This window comes from Bacillus sp. JJ864 (assembly GCF_036963045.1).
Classification (GTDB): domain Bacteria; phylum Bacillota; class Bacilli; order Bacillales; family Bacillaceae_G; genus Bacillus_A; species Bacillus_A pseudomycoides_C.
Map to the genome: position 1 here is coordinate 1 of NZ_JBALLY010000012.1, position 20,050 is coordinate 20,050.

General features: G+C 38.1%; 16 protein-coding genes, 1 tRNA gene and 2 pseudogenes. 8 read left to right on the top strand and 11 right to left on the bottom strand.

Translation table 11 applies throughout. From position 1 onward, the window contains the following. Together V7024_RS02195 and V7024_RS02200 are read right to left on the bottom strand one after the other, a co-directional pair. Positions 1-546, bottom strand: a pseudogene (locus tag V7024_RS02195) (hypothetical protein); the annotation flags it as partial. 218 nt (positions 547-764) lie between these two features. Beyond that, a complete protein-coding gene (locus tag V7024_RS02200) occupies positions 765-1,292 on the bottom strand; it encodes a helix-turn-helix domain-containing protein (protein ID WP_335515028.1) in 528 nt (175 codons plus the stop codon). Positions 1,293-2,957: 1,665 nt separating this feature from the next. On the opposite strand from V7024_RS02200, the gene V7024_RS02205 reads away from it, so the two are divergent. From V7024_RS02205 to V7024_RS02215, 3 genes and pseudogenes are all read left to right on the top strand, one after another. Continuing rightward, on the top strand, positions 2,958-3,539 hold the full coding sequence (locus V7024_RS02205; RefSeq protein ID WP_335515031.1) for a recombinase family protein: 582 nt from the start codon (positions 2,958-2,960) through the stop codon (positions 3,537-3,539). A gap of 594 nt (positions 3,540-4,133) precedes the next feature. Next, positions 4,134-5,747: pseudogene (locus tag V7024_RS02210) on the top strand (AAA family ATPase); the annotation flags it as partial. A 105-nt stretch (positions 5,748-5,852) separates the two neighbouring features. Further along, complete coding sequence (locus V7024_RS02215) at positions 5,853-6,062, top strand: hypothetical protein (protein WP_335515360.1); 210 nt, start codon at positions 5,853-5,855, stop codon at positions 6,060-6,062. A 177-nt stretch (positions 6,063-6,239) separates the two neighbouring features. Here V7024_RS02215 and V7024_RS02220 read toward each other — a convergent pair whose 3' ends face one another. The 9 genes from V7024_RS02220 to V7024_RS02260 form a co-directional block, all read right to left on the bottom strand. After that, the gene (locus V7024_RS02220) at positions 6,240-6,527 is read right to left on the bottom strand and encodes a hypothetical protein (RefSeq protein ID WP_335515033.1); all 288 of its coding nucleotides are present in this window, start codon (positions 6,525-6,527) and stop codon (positions 6,240-6,242) included. A 16-nt stretch (positions 6,528-6,543) separates the two neighbouring features. Beyond that, entirely contained in the window at positions 6,544-7,281 is a 738-nt protein-coding gene (locus tag V7024_RS02225) for a hypothetical protein (RefSeq protein WP_335515035.1), read from the bottom strand. A gap of 210 nt (positions 7,282-7,491) precedes the next feature. Next, entirely contained in the window at positions 7,492-8,829 is a 1,338-nt protein-coding gene (locus V7024_RS02230; protein WP_335515038.1) for a hypothetical protein, read from the bottom strand. Between the two features lie 659 nt (positions 8,830-9,488). After that, the gene (locus V7024_RS02235) at positions 9,489-10,487 is read right to left on the bottom strand and encodes a tyrosine-type recombinase/integrase (RefSeq protein ID WP_335515041.1); all 999 of its coding nucleotides are present in this window, start codon (positions 10,485-10,487) and stop codon (positions 9,489-9,491) included. Positions 10,488-10,961: 474 nt separating this feature from the next. Continuing rightward, a tRNA-Gly gene (locus V7024_RS02240) sits at positions 10,962-11,035 on the bottom strand. A gap of 101 nt (positions 11,036-11,136) precedes the next feature. Further along, on the bottom strand, positions 11,137-11,643 hold the full coding sequence (locus V7024_RS02245) for a metallophosphoesterase (protein ID WP_335515044.1): 507 nt from the start codon (positions 11,641-11,643) through the stop codon (positions 11,137-11,139). 166 nt (positions 11,644-11,809) lie between these two features. Continuing rightward, the gene (locus tag V7024_RS02250; RefSeq protein ID WP_335515048.1) at positions 11,810-12,421 is read right to left on the bottom strand and encodes an XTP/dITP diphosphatase; all 612 of its coding nucleotides are present in this window, start codon (positions 12,419-12,421) and stop codon (positions 11,810-11,812) included. Positions 12,422-12,431: 10 nt separating this feature from the next. After that, on the bottom strand, positions 12,432-13,169 hold the full coding sequence (gene rph, locus V7024_RS02255; RefSeq protein ID WP_335515051.1) for a ribonuclease PH: 738 nt from the start codon (positions 13,167-13,169) through the stop codon (positions 12,432-12,434). A gap of 134 nt (positions 13,170-13,303) precedes the next feature. Next, complete coding sequence (locus V7024_RS02260; RefSeq protein WP_335515052.1) at positions 13,304-14,344, bottom strand: GerMN domain-containing protein; 1,041 nt, start codon at positions 14,342-14,344, stop codon at positions 13,304-13,306. 297 nt (positions 14,345-14,641) lie between these two features. Here V7024_RS02260 and nirB point away from each other — a divergent pair, with 297 nt between their 5' ends. From nirB to V7024_RS02285, 5 genes are read left to right on the top strand one after another with little or no spacing between them, the layout of a single operon-like run. Continuing rightward, entirely contained in the window at positions 14,642-17,047 is a 2,406-nt protein-coding gene (nirB, locus tag V7024_RS02265) for a nitrite reductase large subunit NirB (protein ID WP_335515055.1), read from the top strand. A 12-nt stretch (positions 17,048-17,059) separates the two neighbouring features. Then, entirely contained in the window at positions 17,060-17,377 is a 318-nt protein-coding gene (nirD, locus tag V7024_RS02270; RefSeq protein ID WP_335515058.1) for a nitrite reductase small subunit NirD, read from the top strand. A gap of 59 nt (positions 17,378-17,436) precedes the next feature. Next, complete coding sequence (locus V7024_RS02275) at positions 17,437-18,861, top strand: uroporphyrin-III C-methyltransferase (protein WP_335515062.1); 1,425 nt, start codon at positions 17,437-17,439, stop codon at positions 18,859-18,861. Continuing rightward, positions 18,858-19,568, top strand: coding sequence for a sirohydrochlorin chelatase (locus V7024_RS02280; RefSeq protein ID WP_335515065.1), 711 nt, complete (start codon positions 18,858-18,860; stop codon positions 19,566-19,568). Before V7024_RS02275 ends, V7024_RS02280 begins: the two co-directional genes overlap by 4 nt. Further along, positions 19,561-20,010, top strand: coding sequence for a precorrin-2 dehydrogenase (locus V7024_RS02285; RefSeq protein WP_335515067.1), 450 nt, complete (start codon positions 19,561-19,563; stop codon positions 20,008-20,010). Before V7024_RS02280 ends, V7024_RS02285 begins: the two co-directional genes overlap by 8 nt. Positions 20,011-20,050: the final 40 nt, after the last annotated feature.

A 20,050-nucleotide genomic window follows, 5' to 3' on the forward strand; every position in this document is an offset into this window, starting at 1 on the left:
ACTCGTATTCCCCTCGATATTGAGCAACTGGGTACGAACTTCTTTAGCTACTATGCTGTCTCGTAAAAGCATGCCGATTCTTAGAATTGTACGTCTAGGGAATAGGTTTGTTTTACTGTAAGATAGTTCGTGAACTGTATCTCCGTCTGTTATCGTGTAATGACCGACTTTGTTTTCTACGACTGTCTCACTGTTTACCCGAGAGACACTATTTTTAATATCTCCAGCAGACATAGATACATATCCGTCTTGCTTTATCTCGTCACGGTTTTCTGTGACTAAGTTTGATATAGTAGACACGGGAACTTCGTAGAATGCTGCAACTTGCTTTGTAGTCGCCATTTCCATATTTGGCAGCAGTAATAAGCCACCTACCTTCTCTAATACTTCGATTCTCTCGATATATCTCTCACGCTGTGCTATATTTGCAGGGTCTAGTAGTTCCCCTTCGTGTGTTACTACTGCTACTTCTTGTTTTGCTGCTTGATTCGGCATTAAATCTCCGAAATTTTCCTCGATTACGATGTCTTCTGCTTTGATTCCCATTTTCCATTACCTCCGGTTAGTTGTTTTAGTTGGTTTTAATTAGTTTTAAAGTCGTTAGCGATGTAGTCCCAGTTATGTAGGTTTGCCCCGCCGTTTCTTACGCATTAGCTCCGCTTTCTCTTCGTCTGATAGGTCTAAGTACCGTGTTTGGCTCTTTGGAATCTCTATGTATCCTAGAAACATTCGCTACGCCTCCTTATTCCGATTTGTTTGCAGTATTAGCTTGTTGCTGCGTCTTTTTTAACCCGCTGCATGTCCTTCGTCTTGTACTCTTCGATGTGCTGCGAGAATTCAATATCGAATTTGCTTGCTCGTGGGTATCGGTCTAATAAAGCAAGTCTTTCGAGTGGTCGTAGTGGTCTATATAGATTCGTTCGCCCTAGCCCTCTACGCTCGATTTCGATTAAACCGACTTCTTCCAGCAATGCAATATGCTTCTTTACGGTCGGTACGCTTTTCTTTAACACTCGTGCCATAGCATACTGCGAGGGATACGCAGCGCCTTCGTTTCTGTTATACCAGTTGATAATTATTTGATAGATTAGGATTGAATCTGCATTGAATCCGTACTCATGTAATGATAAGTACTCGAATATAGTTGCTGGCATCTTAACGAAGTCAACGCCGTTCTCCTTGTCTTCCTTGTCGTATAATGGATTCGGCTCACTATCTCTTTTTATAGATTTCAACTCGCTCCTTAATGCTTTTTGTTGCTCTCTTCTTTCCTTTGCTCTCCCTTTTGTCATGTTTTCCCTAGTCCTCCTTTATGGTTTTCAATTGGTAATATTTCCCCTCGTTGCATACACGCTTTTTTAGACGGTAAGCTGGCTCAACGTCAAGACCGTGCGTGTGCTATACGGAATACAGATTTACTCTTATACAGATGTTATACAGATTTAAATACATTTGAGCGTCGGATACAAAAGAGCGTATCCTTGCTCTATTACGCATTAATAGATACCATAAGAACTTAAAAGACTACGCAATAATATAAGAGCCTAAGACCTTATGAAGTAATATCCCCGCCGCTGATCTTTCTTGCTGCGTCGATTTAACCCCTACAAACAGATTGGCGCGGCAACCGTCTGTAATTGGTATGATTCTGCGATATTTCTTTAAATTAATTTTTAACGCCTTCGTATATATAGGTGCGTTAGCATTCGAAGAAAGAGCGATTCTATTAAAATTACCTTTTCTCTCATTGCCCTCTCGTTTTTATAGGCGCATTAGTAGCTTGTGGCTGGTATCCTACTGCGATAAATTTAAAAATAAATTGCTCGTGCCCTTCGCTTATATAATAGAAGTAAGTAGCAATACCACCTCGATTCTAAAAAATCTATATGCGAATTTTTTCAGATGCGAGAATTACGATATTATGAAAGGCTTGGGTAAACGTGAGAGCGGCGCTATACTCTTCGGTGGGATTCGAAGAGGTTCGATAGATAATGCGCAAGGTGGTGGCGACTGCTTAACCCCTCGGTTTAAAAAATATATTGCGCTATTTTTATACAGCAGCTGCAGCCGCTATAGCCCCCCGCTTGGAGGGTCGGGTAATTTCACTTTGGGTGGTGTTATGACCCTCTCTGCTTTTTAACTTCGCTCATTCGCAACAAGAGACGTTTTAAAACGAACGTTCTTTTCTTCCTTCGCTTTTAATCGCAAAAACAAAACAAATAACAATTCAACTCAATTCGATTCACTTAACGAACTCAATGCGAATCAATCGAATAAACTCAACTCAATTTGATTCACTTCGAAGTCTTTACGATTCAAATATAATTCACAAACGAATTACTTCACGAACTTAATTGCAACAACAATTGAATAAGAAACTAAACAAACAACTTCTCGCTAATCTTTTAACACAATAAATAAAAAGATCATACAAAGAAACAACGACAACAATATATCGAAGACACTCATGCAGATACATATAGTACTAGGTCATGCGCTGGTAGTGGTAGTGTGCTGGCTTATGTCGGCGTATAGTGGCAGCCTGTGACGCACCTAGCACTTTGTCTATCAGCTTCTAGTAACATCACAGTAGTATAAGAGTAGTGAAGTATATAGCGCCTGTATGTGGCTGTGTGGTATGGTATGGTATGGTATGGTATGGTATGGTATGGTATAACGGCTAGGTATGTCGGGGTATTGTGTATAGGTATTGTGGTGTGGTCAAAGTACATATGCCTTATTGGTCGCAGTAGTATCGACTAGATATATCGGTGCGGTAATGCGGAAACATATGCGGGGGTATTTCTATATTAATGCGCTAGTGGGTAGTGCGTCCGATGTCATTATGTCATAACTCTCGAGATTTGACATAGATTTTAAAGTGTAGTAATATAGCACCATCATCTTATGTCATAACTTTGTGTCAAAAGTAGTGACGCAGAAAGGACGGATTTATTATGAAATACGGATACGCTCGTGTCTCTACGATAACTCAAGATTTAGAATCACAATTACAAACGTTAAACGCAGAGGGGTGCGATGTCATTTATTCGGAAAAGTTCACAGGAACGACGACAGACCGCCCCGAACTATCGAAGGTACTCGCAGTATTAAGCGAAGGGGATACACTGACAGTAACGAAGCTAGACCGCCTTGCACGTAATACAAAGGAAGGTATCGAGATAATTGAAGCGCTATTCAAGAGAGGCATAAGGGTTCACGTTCTCAACGTAGGACTACTAGAAGATACGACAATGGGGCGATTCTTCTTACAAACGTTATTAGCAGTCGCAGAAATGGAGCGTAACCTAATCTTAGAAAGAACGCAGGAAGGTAAGATAGTGGCTAGACAGAATCCGAATTACAAGGAAGGTCGTCCGAAGTCGCATTCAGATAAAAAGCTAATCGAAGCTATGCGTATGAAGGAGAAAATGGGCTACTCATTCCGCCAGCTATCGGATGCAACGGATATTAGCATGAGTACGCTACAAAGATTTGCTAGAAAGCAGCGTGACCAGCAAGAGGCATCGGCGGAATAGGTCGGTGTTTTTCTTTATTTGTCACCCCCCCGAAATTTCAAGACCCTTCCCCAGCAGAACGAGCAGCAGTTATATAGCATTCGCTTCGATACTATGCGCCCGCATACATATTACATTACCGCCAATCACAGCGCCACATACACGTCAATCTGACGACATTTTACTCCGTGACATCGCTTTTTTGTAAATGAATGTACACATATTTCCAATATACATCAACGTAACCAACGTTGTTACACCAATATTATTCACATTACATTCAATATGTACGATATAGTTTACATTGGTGTACGGTGTATTCCGAACAATAGCGCAGATATAACGACAATCATACGCATATAATTCGTGTTATACGTATAGTCTAATCCGTTGAATTATCGGAAAGAGGGCGTATGTAATGTATACACCCATAATAGGAGTGCCACCACATGCCCATCAAACTAAGAAAATAGATTAACCCCAAAAACAAAAATTCCATCTTACTTTTTTGTTTTATATTAATAACAGATAATTATTATTAATTTTTTAATCCTTATTTTTCCTGTATAATTTATTTATTGTAATTATCTGACGATAAAGGGGATAAGGATTAATATGAAGTTGCATTCTATTTGTATTGAAGGTTTTCGTAGACATACTAAAACAGAAATTTTATTTTCAGACACTACTTTTTTGATAGGATCTAATAATGTTGGTAAAAGTTCAATTTTAAAAGCTTTAGATTATTTACTGACAGATAAGAAAAAAATTTCAGAGCATGATTATTTTTGTATTTTAAATGAAAATAAAGAAAATCAAAGATTAACGGATGAAGTTGTAATTACTGCTGAATTTAGAAACGTACCCATTGAAGCCGTAGAATGGAAAGGATTTAATAGACAACGTTTATTTGAGTATGATGTTCCTGAAGATTCTAATGAAACAGGCTTAAAAATCCATTATCGTAAAACATATAAATTAGGATCTCAAGCTCCTATAATAGAAATGCAACAATATAAACTTGAATTGAAAGCACAATTTTTAAATTGTAGTAAAGTTCAAGATTACATAGATGCTGGTTTAAGTGAAGAAGATGCTGAAAAATTTTTCATTGGAAAAACTAAAAATCAAAAAATTACAGGTAGTGTGTTAAAAGATTTAGAAGATATTGCTCCTGAAGAGTTGTTTGATATTAATAAAAGTGAAACGATATGGTTTGAAAATCCAGGAGGAATTTCTGGGAATGTATTAACTAAATTACCTAAATTTTTGTTAATACCTGATCAAGCTAAAACTGAGGAACTTTCAGGGAACAAAGGTGCTTTGATAACAACCTTGAATAGTTTATTTGAAGATGTAAGAAACTCATCTTCAAATTTCGAGAAAGCACAATATTATTTAGAGGAATTAGCAAAAGAATTAGATCCTAAAGATGAAGAAAGTGAATTTGCTCAAATGCTTTCTGGATTGAATAAGGTGGTTGGTGATGTATTTCCAGAGACAACTTTTCTTGCTCAAGCAAATCTTTCTAATCCTGATGAAGTTATAACTCCTAAATTTGATATTCAGTTAGGAAGTAATGTAAATACTAGTGTTGATAATCAAGGTGCTGGTGTTATTAGATCTTCAATTTTTGCAATGTTAAGATATAGAAGTATGAGGGAAAATAATCTTAAACGTCAAAATAAAGAGTATGTGAGACCTTTATTAATTGCTTTTGAAGAACCAGAGATTTATTTACATCCTAAAGCTTCTCAACAAATGAGAGATACTATTTATGAATTGTCATCTGATCTTAATAATCAAATTGTGGCGACTACTCACTCTCCTTATATGATTGATTTAAGTAAAAATTCGTCTCAAGTTTTAAATTCTCTTTATACAGTAAAATCAAAGTATAAAGAAACGGATTTCTTTATAGATGAAGTAATGGCAAATCCTTTTAATGTAGGTCAAGCATTTAAAGAATTAGTAAACGATGATAAAAATTATGTTAAAATGCTACTAAAAGTTGATGATAGTATTGCTAAAGTATTTTTTGCAAAAAATGTTTTGATTATAGAAGGAGATACCGAGGAAGTTGTTATTAAAGAAACTATTTCAAGAATGCCTGAGGAATTAAGAAAAATATTTTCATATGATTGGGAAATTGTAAAAGCTAGAGGTAAGGCAATAATTATTTCTCTAGTGAAATATCTTAGAGCCTTAGGAATTAATCCTTATGTTATTCATGATAGGGATATTAATACACCAAAGGCATCTCAATTTAATGATCCTATACTTGAGGCTTTGGGTGATGAAAATAAACATAAGAGAATAATGTTAGAAGAGTGTATAGAGGATATTTTAGGATATGTTTCACCAAGTCGTGATAAACCTTTTAAAGCTTATAAGCATATTACTGAAAATTGGGATGATAACTGGGATAGTGTAAATTCACAGTGGAAAAATATAATCGGAGGATTATTAATTTCTAGTGTCCAAGGTGAAGCATTCAAGGAAGTTGCTGGTACCATAGAGGGTTTCTTTAAGGAACAGGAATGACTATTAAGTCATTCCTGTTTGTTTTTTGGCGGTATCAAATTAAGAAACACATTCTTCCCCAAAAATTATAAAAATGAACTTCGGTGCTATAAAAAATTTCCGTTTTAGGGGATACTTTAAAATCTTAGCTTGATAGGTATGTGGCGACACTTCTAAACCTGCGTATAAAAAGGAGGGCTACTTATCGCCCCTCCTGCGTTCCTTCCAGTTTAGAAATACTTCGGTTACTTCCGCAGCTATTACGGACATCGTAAATAATACCGCTACTGCATCTACATATAAATTATCGACTACATTCGATACCCATAGAGCGAATAGAGCCAACGTTAACAGGATTATCGAAGGCTTGCCACCCTTCTTTATTTTAATTCGAAGCACGTCCGCCCCTCCTTTCTTCTTCGCTAATCTTCTAGCAATTTCGCTTTTACTTTCTGCGAGATCATAAAGAGCAATATCTAAAATCACACAAAAACGCCTTCACTCACCTTGAATTAACGTCAGATTGATGTGAAAATAAAGACTCCTCATATTTAGTCAATTCTTGCTCTAAAACATTCTCTATTTTGTTAACTACCGCAAATATCTCTTTGATACACTCTATAATATTCTCTTGCAAATCCTCTTTTGGATGAAATTTTCCAGTAAGAATATAACTATTTAGCAAAACATCATGGAAACTTACATTTTCCAATTCTTCTTTAACAGAGAAATATATATCACCATTAACTTTTAAAGATTCTTCAATCATCTTATCCCTAAATTTATCAAAATTATTCCCTATTCCATTTTCATCTAAATACTCCAACATTCCATTAAGCCTTTCCGTATTCCCGTATTCAGAAATTGAATTAACAACTCCGTTTAGCATACTAATTCTCGATCGATACTCTTCAGTTAACCTTATCATTAAATGTATAGAACGGATTTTTTCTGGCTTAGAATCTTCCAGCTCTTTACCTTTTTGTAACTCTATTGTATGCCTTACCCCACGCAAAGTAAGTAGACCCGAAATCACTCCCCCCCCTAGCCCGCCTATAAGGGTAGAGATATTCGTAACAGTTTGCGCTCCATACGTAGTTGCTGCAAATAAAGCACTCCCTACAATGCCCCCTCCAATTGTGTATACTATTAAATTAATCTTATCTGCTTTCAACGGTACTTTTTTATTTTTCTTTGGTTCTGCTTTTTTAGATTTCTTCTGCTCTGTCTGAATTTCCATGATTCTCCCCCGTAGCACTCTCGTTATTTATTGGATAAATTTTCTTGAAACTATTTTATCATATCTTCCAGATACATTTTATTTAAAGGTAATATAGAACTTCAATTAAACGCATTAACATTCAGGGTCTATTCTTCTTTGTGGACTTAGTAGTTACAAACAACAACTTTAAATATATTGTAGAACAAAAAAACGGCTAGTAAATTCTACTTAGCCGTTACCTGTTTTACGATGCCCTTTTGGTTTTTTCCCCGAAGCATTACGGGCTCTCTTTTTACTTTGAGCTATTTCTTTTTGCCGTTTAACCTCTAACTTGCTTTTTTCAATATCTTTATAAGCCTCATTCAATTTATCAAAAAGGTAATCAAAAACTAAGATACCCTTTAAAGAATTAATCTTTGTCCCATAGTTTACATCTTCACCGTGTAAGATAGCATGACGGCTTAAATCAGATCCTACCTCTTTCCCTCTATCAAAATTAGCTAATACTGTTTTTAGGTAGAACTCTTCAATCTGCTCATCAAAAGAAAACAAACTCTTACTCCCCAATAAGAATTGTCCCAGAAAATTCTTCTGATGCTCATATTTAATTTTCACATCTGGGTCCACTGCCTCAAGCTTGAGTATACCCTCAACTAAAATCCCCTCAATTTGCGCAAGAATAGTCGGTACCGTCAACATATAATAACCATTAAAATGCCCTTCAATGACAGTATTTATAATAGGTAAACGTTTTTCTAGCCACTCCGCCTGTTGCCAAGAGTTGTAAATCTCAATTAATGTTTCTTTACCATAGGCAAACATACACATATAACGCTCAAGAAATCTCCTTGTGTATTCGATACCTTTTTCCTCATACAATTGAATAACACGCTTCATACTATAAATCGGCATAAAATCGTGAGGAGGAAACCCTAATTCTATCACAATGGTTTTAAAACTTAACGTTGTTTCCTCAGCTCTTTTAGCCAATTCTCTTAAATCATGCAATCGTTCTTGGAAATTGAAAGAATTAAGTGTTTCTTGCATTCGTTGACCAATTATCCCAACAGAATTAAAGACGCTACTTAGTGTCTGCATCTGAGTTGTTATTTGTTGCGCTATAGGCGAGATCGTCTGCTGCATCTGAGTTGTTATTTGTTGCACTATAGGAGAAATCACCTGTAGCTGAGTTGCCATTTGTTGCGCTATAGGAGAAACCACCTGTACAACCTGTTCTCCTGCGGCTGTAATTTGCTTTATAGTTTCTGCCAGCTGATTCTGAGCTGTAGTAGGTCTATCCATCACTTCTATACTTTTATTTAATTTTTCTTGTGCCGAAATCATAGATTGCATTCTTGGCAAAACACCCTCTAAAGAAGACTGGATCCCCACATTTGGAATAGATGCATTTTCTAATGGTTCTGTATGTATTTCTGTGCGTGCTTGCTCAGTATTTTCTTGATTAACTTCTTCTAACACTTCAGTTTTTTCTGTTTCCTTTATTTCAATTTTCTCTATTAGTTCTGTACTTTCTTTGCGCTCTTCTAACTTTTCATTTTCCTCCATGCTCCCAAAACCTCCGCAGTAAAATCCCCTGAATTTAATCATTCAATTTTACCACATTTTTGTATTTAAGGTGTTGACTTAAGATCTCACCACCACTGAGCATGGCTTAGATTGATTAAGAAACGGCTTGGACAGAAAATATCTACCTTACATCTCAAAAACAAAAGTTGAAGCGACATAAAGTAGATGTCTTAATACTGAGCTAGGATGAGTTGTTGAAGTATCCGTATTGTATCACCTTGTTTAAACACAGGGATTTCTCCCTCAACGGACTTTCTACTCACAAAGCTTGTCCTGTGAGCTCACATCTATCCGTTGCTACCCGTCCCATAAGACACCAAGCAGCCACCGAACCTTTAATGGTCGTTCGCACCTAGACTACACCCAGCGCAAACAAGGAAGCACTTCGGCGGGCATACGCTTAACTTTCTGACATCGGCTTAGCTAACCTGTTCAAGTTTTACATGTGTTAGGTCATTCCATGTTTGGAACCCCCTTGTAACTCAGCACCTAAAAAAGGCAATACTTAAGAAACCTTGCATTCCTCGATTTTTTTCGATAAAATGAAGAGACTGAATGTACGGGATTATCCGCTATTTAGTTTTTTATTTAATCGATGAATTGTTTTGAGTCTCCAGTTGGCGCTGGGGACTTTTTATTTACAAGAAATTCCGTAGACTTTCCGCTACTTCATTCTTATCTAAATGTAGATAACGTGTTGTAACGGATATATCACTATGCCCTAGTGCTTTAGATATTAATGCAACATTCGCACCTTTCTTTAGAAGATTCTTCGCAAATCCCCTACGTATTGCGTGCGGGTTAATATTTTTAAGCCCGTATTCTTTCGCATGTTTAGTCATTCGTTTTGTTATGATGTTATTCGTCGGACTAGTTACGACACTTCCGCCACTCTTCGTAATAAAGAGATAATCATTTTTTACGTTGTATTCTCTTCGAATAATTTCGTTTTGTTTCATAAGAACGTCTAGCAATCGTGCGAGAGCGTCGTCAAACGGCAGATATATTGATTCATGATTCTTAATAATACCGCCGTCAACACTTAATACTTTCGCTTCTAAATCGACGTGTTTATGTTCTAATTGCGCCAATGTGCCGACACGTATTCCCGTCTGATACATAAGCAAGATAGCGGTAGCATCTCGTAAATCTAAGAATCGTGTTAAATCGAGTACCGATAACAAGATATTAATTTCTCTATCCGTCGCACCTTCTTTAACAGGCGTATCGACTTTTATTTTCACATTGCGCCAAAAGTTAATATCAATCCATCCGTTATCGTGGCAGCGTCCTAGAAACGCCTTTAGACACTTCAAACGAGTTAATTTTGTTTGATTACTAACGTTCATAGACGATAACCACTCGTAAATATGATTAACGTTTAATTCTTCTAAGTATTGCGTATCTGTTATCTTCATAAAGTGATTAACGTGTAAATAGTAGTCATTTATCGTACGCTCACGTAAGCCAGTCGCCTTCATTTGACGCACAACTATTTCGAGTGCTTTATCGATTGTTAAATTAAATGTATAGCGACCCTCTGTGGTCTCTTTCTTCCGTGGATCACTTTTCAATCTGTCGCTAAAAACATTCGATAAGTCTTCGCTAACCATTAAAGAATCACGTCTTTTTGACATAAAAAAATAAGCCCCCTAACTCGTTAGCGACCGCACATTGTACGATTCAACTTACGAATTAGAGAGCTTATATATTGCGGACTTTGACGTCACCGCAAAAGGTTTTTGTAGCGTCCCAGGAGAGATTCGAACTCCCGACCGACGGCTTAGCTTACCACCATAGCTTTCGCTACCAGCAAATACTGTTTGTAGTCTGGACTATATCTTCACCATCTCAGGTGCGACACGTGTAGTCTCTACGGAACCTCACGATGATTTTCATCATACTTTAGAGTTTTTACCATCAAGGTATTTCCTTGATCATTCAAAACTCCTCAATCTTCTTAAAAGATCGTAAGTTTCCTCGGTATTACCATCAGCTTGAACTGTTAAGGCTTCACCGATATAGTGTCGTCCACTTTATAGGTTCTTGTTTCCCTATAAAGGCTCCTATTCTTGAAGGCCGTTGCTCTATCCTGCTGAGCTACTGGGACATGGAGCGGGTGAAGAGAATCGAACTCTCGACCAGAGCTTGGAAGGCTCTTGTTTTACCACTAAACTACACCCGCATAATATGAATTTTTTTCTAGCGCCTCATCGACAATATTCATTATATTATCGATAACAATGAAAGTCAACAACATTTTTTAAAAATAGGGTGAGGAATTTTTCACCCTATTTTAAATGTTTTTTGCGCTACGATTGTACCTTCTAAAGTAAGAAAGCAAATGTCCATTATATCCTCTTTTATTTCAAGTAAGGCAAATGTTTTTTCTCTTCGCGAACGCGGCAAGAGAATGCTTCCTGGATTGATAAACAAAATATCGTCTATGATTTCTGCTCCTAATATATGCGAATGACCGAAGCAAACGACATTTGCCTCTGCTTCTTTCGCGCGATATAAAAGGGTTTGGAGCGTCATTTTAATATTGTATAAATGTCCATGCGTGATAAGAAACCGTGTATTTTGTACTTCTGTGATAATATCATTTGGAAAGTCCAAGGCATAATCACAGTTTCCTTTCACTACATGAAACCCTTCTAGTTCAGCGTGCTGCGCTGTTAATTCTGAATCACCGCAATGAATCATCACATCGACGTTTTCCTCGAACTGTTCTTTTAATTGCTTTAGCTCTTTCACAGAACCGTGACTGTCGCTCACAATTAACGCCTTCATCGGTTTCGCTCCCTTATTATCCCGCTATTCGTGGGCAATAAGACCCCAACCTCAAGATTCAGAGAGAATCGAAGAAGATAGGTGGGGGACAACTGCCCGTAAAAGCCCGATTGTTTCAACTATCCATCAGTGGGGGATGAAGCCCCCCACTGATGGAAGTTTCACTTTATTCTTCCCCTAAAAACCAAACTGGAATTTTTTCTTCTAATTTACGAAGCGCACGTCCGCGATGACTAATTTTATTTTTCTCATCTGACGACAATTCCGCCATTGCACTTTTGTACTGTTCTACATAAAAAATAGGATCATACCCAAAACCATTTTCTCCGCGCTGCTGCTCTAAAATCTTTCCTTCACACGTTCCATTTACAAGCAATGGTTGTTTATCTTCTTGCGGGAATGCAACAGCTAATGCACAGTAAAAACGTGCCGTACGTTTCTCCATTGAAATATTCTTTAATCCGTCTAACACTTTTTGAATGTTAGCTTGGTCGTCCTTTTCCTCACCTGCATAACGAGCAGAATGTACTCCCGGTTTCCCCTGCAACGCATCTACAATTAAACCAGAATCATCGGCAATGACAATTTCATTTAGCTGTTTACACAGATGTTCCGCCTTTAAAATTGCGTTTTCTTCAAACGTTTCACCAGTTTCCTCTACTTCTTCAATATGAGGAAAATCATAAAGTGATTTTACTTCTAAATCAAACTTTTCAAATAGCTCCGCAAATTCGCGTACTTTCCCAGCGTTCTTTGTTGCTACGACAACTTGTTTCATATTTCCACCTCTATTCCATATGAGTAACAATATCACCCAATGCTTCTTTTTGCATTTCAACAAGCTGTAAAATCCCTTGTTCTGCTACATCAAGCAACTCGTTCAATTCACCGCGGCTAAATGTTGCTTCTTCTCCTGTACCTTGCACTTCAACAAAGTGTCCTTTTCCTGTCATAATGACATTCATATCAACATTCGCCTTAGAATCTTCTGCATAATTTAAATCTAATACAACACCATGCTCATCAACGATTCCAACAGACGTTGCCGCCAAGAAATCTTTCACTGGAAGTTTTGACACTTTCCCTGCTTCTACAAGCTTCTCAAACGCTAATACCATCGCTACATACGCACCAGTAATAGAAGCTGTTCGCGTTCCGCCGTCAGCTTGAATGACATCACAGTCAATCCAAATTGTTTTTTCACCAAGTGCTTCTAAATCAACAACAGCACGCAATGCTCGTCCAATTAAACGTTGAATTTCCATTGTACGCCCCGTTACTTTCCCTTTACTTGATTCACGAATCGTACGCTGTTCCGTTGCACGAGGGATCATGGAATACTCTGCTGTAACCCATCCTTTTCCTTCTCCTCTCATAAACGGAGGAACTCGATCTTCAATCGTGGCCGTACAAATCACCTTCGTATCACCAACTTCAATTAGTACCGAACCTTCTGGATGTTTTAAATAATTCGTTTGAATATGTATACGGCGCAGCTCCGATGCTTGTCTACCATCTACTCGCATAAAAATAACCCCCTTGTAACTACTACTTGTTAGTATAGCCCATTCAAAATTTATGTTATGTATCTAAATAAAAGAAGGGGAATAAGATGTATTCCCCTTCTCTTCCTACATTCAGTATATCAAATTATTTCTGTTTAAAAACCACCTGTATTCACGTTTTGTGGCCGAACGACCGGTTTTATTAATTTATCACCTTTTTCCGTAACAAGATTTGCCTTTCCATTCACTTGAATGGAAACATTTTCCACGCCTTGTTTTTCAGTTAAAGATAATACAAGCGACTGCAGTACATAGTTAGAAATCGCACTTTTATCTTTATTCGCATAAATATTTTCATTAAAGTTCAATGTCACTGTTCCCTTTTCAAGTTTTGGTTCATTGATTAACCTCACATCTGGATTAAAATCATATGTTAACGCCGATTTCTGCGACGGCCCTTTCACAAGTTCTTTTACAATTGTCGCTACTTCGTTTTCTTTCCCTTCGGCAATGCGGCGCGTTACTGGTACATAATAACTTTGTTTATTATTTTGCGCTATGAAATACAGCGTAATTGGTTTTGTATTTGCAAGATCAGCAACTTGCTCATCATCAAAGTTAATACCATTTGCTCGGCTTAATCCATTACCAATCGGCGTACCAGCAACAGGCATTTTCGCTAAATCTTGCCCATTCATGCTGAACTTCACATTCTTTACTTCTTTAAACTGCGTTAACGTCCAAGTAACTGCTTCTACAATACGTCGTTCCTCTTCTTTTTTATAGTTTTTCAGTTCTTTTGAAAAATTAACAACTGCAGTTCCGTCTTTTTTCACATCAACTGTCATTTCTGTGTCCGCTGGGAGCACAGCTTGAAATCCATTTGGCAATAAGTTTGTTACTGGTCCGTCTTTCACTAAATATTGTAATGATTGCTTAATCACCGCGTTATCTTTTGGAGTAGGTAACTGCACCGTTTGCGGCACAACATAACCATTTTTATCTACAAGATATAAATCTAAGTTTTTCGTTTGCCCTTGTTTTGCAGTTTCTTTCTTCTCACCATCCGTATACGTTACTTTCTTAGGCGGATCAATTTGCTCTGTTGCTTTTTCCTTACTAAACAAACCGCATCCTGCTAATAAAACTGTACTTAATGTAGCACAAACAATCCATTTGAAAGTCGATCTAGGCATACGCTTTCCCCCTAAAAAATCTAAGTTTGTACTATATATATACGAGCCCGAGTTTCACTTTAGAACAAGCGATGACAACTTATCTTTTCAAAAAAGTCATCGTCAAAATCTTATTTTCATTAATTGAAGCCGCCCCTTTAAAAGGTCGGCGGGCTAGTAGCAAATGATGTGCAATTTTGAACAATTTATGAATCCTCCACAGATGTGATAAATATCACATCTCCTTATTTTCCAAAACTTTTATAATACAAGTATAAAAGTTTGTTAAACATTTCACATAAAAGAAGGGAAATGAATATGAAAACACGTTTAGTCATGATCGGGAATGGGATGGCCGGAATACGCTGCATCGAAGAGATTTTAAAACAAAACGATACTTTATATGACATTACCATTTTTGGTGATGAACCGCATCCAAATTACAATCGCATTATGCTTTCCCACGTTCTACAAGGAAAGACAAACATGCAAGATATCATTATGAACGAATACAATTGGTACGAAGAAAATGACATTACGTTGTATACAAATGAAAAAGTGTTGCAAATTGATCGGGAAGAACAAGTCATTGTTACAGAAAAGAATCGTCTTGTTATGTACGACAAACTCATTATCGCAACAGGATCCAGTGCTTTTATTTTACCTGTGGAAGGTGCAAATCTTCCCGGTGTAACAGGTTTTCGTACAATTGAAGATACACAATTCATGATGGATACCGCTAAACAATATAAAAAAGCAGTTGTCATTGGTGGTGGATTACTCGGTTTAGAAGCCGCACGAGGACTTATTGACTTAGGAATGGACGTGCACGTTGTTCATTTAACATCACACTTAATGGAGCAACAACTCGATGCTAAGGCATCTTCACTACTGCGTGAAGATTTAGAATCACAAGGCATGAAGTTCCTTATGGAAAAGAAAACAGTAAAAATTCTCGGTACAAACCACGTTGAGGGCATTCAATTTGCAGATGGCGATATTGTAAAATGTGACTTAATCGTCATGGCTGTTGGTATACGTCCAAATACACAGTTAGCAAAAGATGCTGATTTACTTGTGAACCGCGGTATTGTCATCAATGACTATATGCAGACAAATGATGCATCCATCTATGCGGTTGGTGAATGCGCAGAGCATAAAGGGATCGCTTATGGTCTTGTTGCACCGCTCTATGAGCAAGGTGCTGTATTAGCAAAACACATTACAAATGCACAAACTGATGGATATACCGGCAGCATCGTCGGGACTCAGCTAAAAGTTGCAGGATGCGATTTATTCTCTGCTGGTCAAATTTATGAGGATGATATAACAAAAGCAATCTTCATTTTTGACGAATGTACACGTTCCTATAAAAAAGTACTCATCCGAGACAATAAAGTTGTTGGTATTGTTTTATATGGTGATACAACTGACGGCACACGCCTCTTCAGCATGTTAAAAAAAGAAGAAGATATACAAGAATACACACCTGCTTCTCTTCTACATAAAGCTGGTGAAGAGAACGGACTTGACGTTGCAAGTATGAGTGCTGATGAAACGGTTTGCGGATGTAATGGCGTCACAAAAGGAACGATTGTTCACACTATTTTAGAACAAGACTTAACAACATTTGAAGAAGTAAAAGGGTGTACAAAAGCTGCAGGATCATGTGGTAAATGTCGCCCAGTTGTGGAACAAATTTTATCTCATACACTTGGAGATAACTTTGATGCTTCTGTCCAAGTTGCAGGCATGTGCGGGTGTACAACCTTATCTCGCGATGAATTTGTAGCCGCAATTCACGAGAAAGGGTTAAAGTCACCGAAAGAAGTACGAAACGTCCTTAACTTCTCGCACGAAGAAGGCTGTTCAAAATGCCGCCCTGCACTAAATTACTATTTACGGATGATTTGTCCAGAAGAGTATGCCGATGATAAAGCATCCCGCTTCGTTAACGAAAGAATGAATGGAAATATTCAGCATGACGGGACATTTTCTGTGATTCCACGTATGTATGGCGGCGTTACAACAGCAGATGATTTAATGAAAATTGCAGAAGTTGCGAAGAAATACGACGTCCCGCTCGTGAAAATAACAGGTGCAAGCCGCATCGGGTTATATGGTGTTAAAAAAGAAGATTTACCAAAAGTGTGGGCTGATCTTGATATGAATTCTGGCTACGCCTATTCGAAGTCTCTTCGCAATGTAAAATCATGCGTCGGATCCCGCTTCTGCCGCTTCGGTACAAAAGATTCATTAGGACTTGGCATGTTGCTTGAGCAGTCATTAGAAATGGTAGATACACCACATAAAATGAAAATGGGTGTAACAGGTTGTCCGCGTAACTGTGCAGAAGCATTAACGAAAGACTTCGGCGTCGTTTGTGTTGAAAATGGCTTCCAGCTTTATATCGGAGGTAACGGCGGTACAGAAGTACGTGAAGCTGATTTTGTAATGATTGTCCCTTCGGAAGAAGATGTACTTCGCATCGCCACAGCTTACGTGCAATACTACCGTGAAACTGGTATTTACGGCGAGCGTACAGCCCCTTGGGTAGAACGAATAGGCTTAAATCAAATAAAAGAAGTGCTGCAAGATGAAAATATGGTCGCTATATTAAACGAACGCTTCCAAACAGCACGAAATACCTATGAAGAAGCTTGGGGACAAGCACTAGAAACACAATCACTAAAAACGATGTATGAAGTAGAGAGTGTAAAATAAGGAGCGATTCATATGTTACTAACGAAAGAAAAAGTAAAAATTATGCCTGCCGCGGATCTTCCTGTACAAATCGGTAAGGAAGTTCGCATAAAGGACATGTCTATTGCCTTATTTCGCCTAGCAAACGGCGACATTCGCGCTGTAGAAAATCGATGTCCTCATAAAAATGGCCCATTAGCGGAAGGAATTGTTTCTGGCGAATTTGTCTTTTGTCCGCTGCACGATTGGAAAATTTCATTACGAACAGGTGAAGTACAAAAACCTGATGATGGCTGTATTCAAACGTACGAAGTACAAATTATTGATGGCGATATTTATATATACATGTAACTTACACAAGGAAGCCCCTTCTCGGCTTCCTTTCCAGTAAAAACAGATGAGGTGTAGAGATGAACGGATACGTATATTTAGTTGGTGCAGGACCTGGTGATGAAGGGCTTATTACAAAAAAAGCAATCGAGTGCTTACAAAAGGCAGATATTGTTTTATATGACCGCTTATTGAATCAAAATTTACTTCGCTATACAAAGTCCACATGCGAACTTGTCTATTGTGGAAAAATGCCAACAAATCATGTGATGCGCCAAGAAATGATTAACACGCATTTACTTCAATTTGCCAAAGAAGGTAAGACTGTTGTCCGCTTAAAAGGAGGAGATCCCTCCATTTTTGGCCGAGTTGGTGAAGAAGCAGCTGCTTTAGCAGCAGAAAACATTCCATATGAGATTGTACCAGGTATTACATCTAGCATCGCCGCAAGCGCGTATGCCGGCATCCCTCTCACTCATCGCGATTACAGTAATAGCGTGACATTACTAACTGGTCATACAAAGGGACCGATTCAGGATCATGTCAACTACAACTCACTCTTAAATAGTGATACTGTCGCCTTTTACATGGGTATTAAAAACTTACCGACCATTTGCGAAAACTTACTGCAAACTGGAAAGAAAAAAGATACACCAGTAGCAGTCATCGAATGGGGTACAACCGGAAGACAGCGAGTTGTTACAGGTACGCTCTCCACAATTGTTGATAGCGTCAAAAAGGAACACATTTCCAATCCTTCCATGACAATTGTTGGGGATGTCGTATCATTACGTAAACAAATCGCTTGGAAAGAACATAAGCCATTACACGGAAAAAAAGTTTTGCTCGCCTCTTCATCAAATAAAACAAGTAAAGCAGAGCAAAAATTACAAGAAGCCGGAGCAGAAACTTATCAAATTCCAACTTTCAAAAAACGAGATTACACGTTAACACAGGAACAACTCCGTGAAATATTTGATGCCCAGCGTCTCGTTTTCTGTTCAGCCGAAAGCGTAGCAATCTTGTTACAATCATGCGCACAGCATCGGAAAGATATTCGTTCCTTACAAGGAGTTCTCCAGCATATGAATCATGCTGCCGAGGAAGCACTTATGAAATACGGACTCTTCAGTGAACAAGCAAGGTTTTCTACAAAGCCAACTGTGTATCTAGGACGAAATATAAACCGAATTGCTGTTATTCAAGAAAAAATCGGCCCTGGTTCTTATATAATGACACATGAATATAAAATAGATCATCGTTTTGATGAAATTCATACACGTATGCTCTCTGAATTCACATGGGATAGCATTGTATTTGAAGGGCGCGCCGCAATTGATACATTTATAGCAGAGGTTAAACGCCTTGGTTTCATGCATATTGTCAATTTACCATTCTCGTATACAGATGAACTAACTTTACAGTACGCAAATAAAGTCGGATTCCAAAACATCGATTATGAATTACAAGCGATTTTTAACGAGAAAGAAGTGACGGCACAATGAAAGGAATTGTTTATATCGGGCACGGCAGTCGACTACAAGAAGGCAACGAACAATTCATCCACTTTGTCCAGTCCGTTATAAAAGAGCGAAGTGAAAGTATTCAAAAAATCGGCTTTCTTGAACTCACAATACCAACTGTCCAAGATGCGATTACAGAAGCAATTTTAGATGGAGCAACTGAAGTTTTACTTGTCCCTGTTTTATTATTTGCAGCGGCTCATTATAAACGTGACGTTCCTTTCGAAATTGATCAAATGAAAAAGCGCTATCCGCACATTACATTTTCAGTTGTACCACCATTTAGTACACACCCGCTCATGATTGAACTTGTAATCAAAAGATTACGTCAAGCTATACCTATACAAGATAGCGAAATTCTACTCGTCGGCCGAGGTAGTAGTGATTCTCAGCCTATACATGAATTGCAACAAATCGGAGCAGCAGTTGAGCGGAAAATCGGCATACCAGTTTCCTGCTCTTTTTTAACAAAAGGAGCACCTTCTTTTACCGAAGAACTTGATCGTATAGCAGCAGCGGCTCAACACGTATATGTCATGCCGTACCTTCTCTTTACCGGATTATTACTTCGGAAAATTGAGCGCCATGCACACACATATACGAACGTTACAACATGTAACTGCCTTCAATTTGATCCCTATATGAAGTCCGCATTATTAGAACGAATGGAGGAATATGTACATGTGTAACTTATATCCCCTTATATGTAATCTACAAGGCAAGCGTGTTGTCATTATCGGAGGCGGCAAAATTGCATACCGAAAAGCGTACGGATTACAGGATACAGGAGCCCTTGTCACCGTCGTGAGTCCGGACATTTGCGAGGAAATGAAGAAACTCTCCTATATTACATGGAAACAAAAAGCATTTACAGATGAAGACATAAAAGATGCTCATCTCATTTATGCCGCAACAAATCATCACGATGTAAATATGAGGGTCAAACAAGTAGCGCATGATTTCCAGTGGGTTAATATCGTAAGTGACGGCACACAATCATCTTTTCACACACCTGCTGTTATTCGAAATAATGAGTATATTGTAAGTATATCTACCTCAGGTCAACATCCAGCATTCGCAAAACGAATCAAACAAGAACTAACAGCTGTTCTTCCGCAACTTATCAAGTGAAACATCCATCAGAGGTTACGAGCTCTTATGGACAATAAAG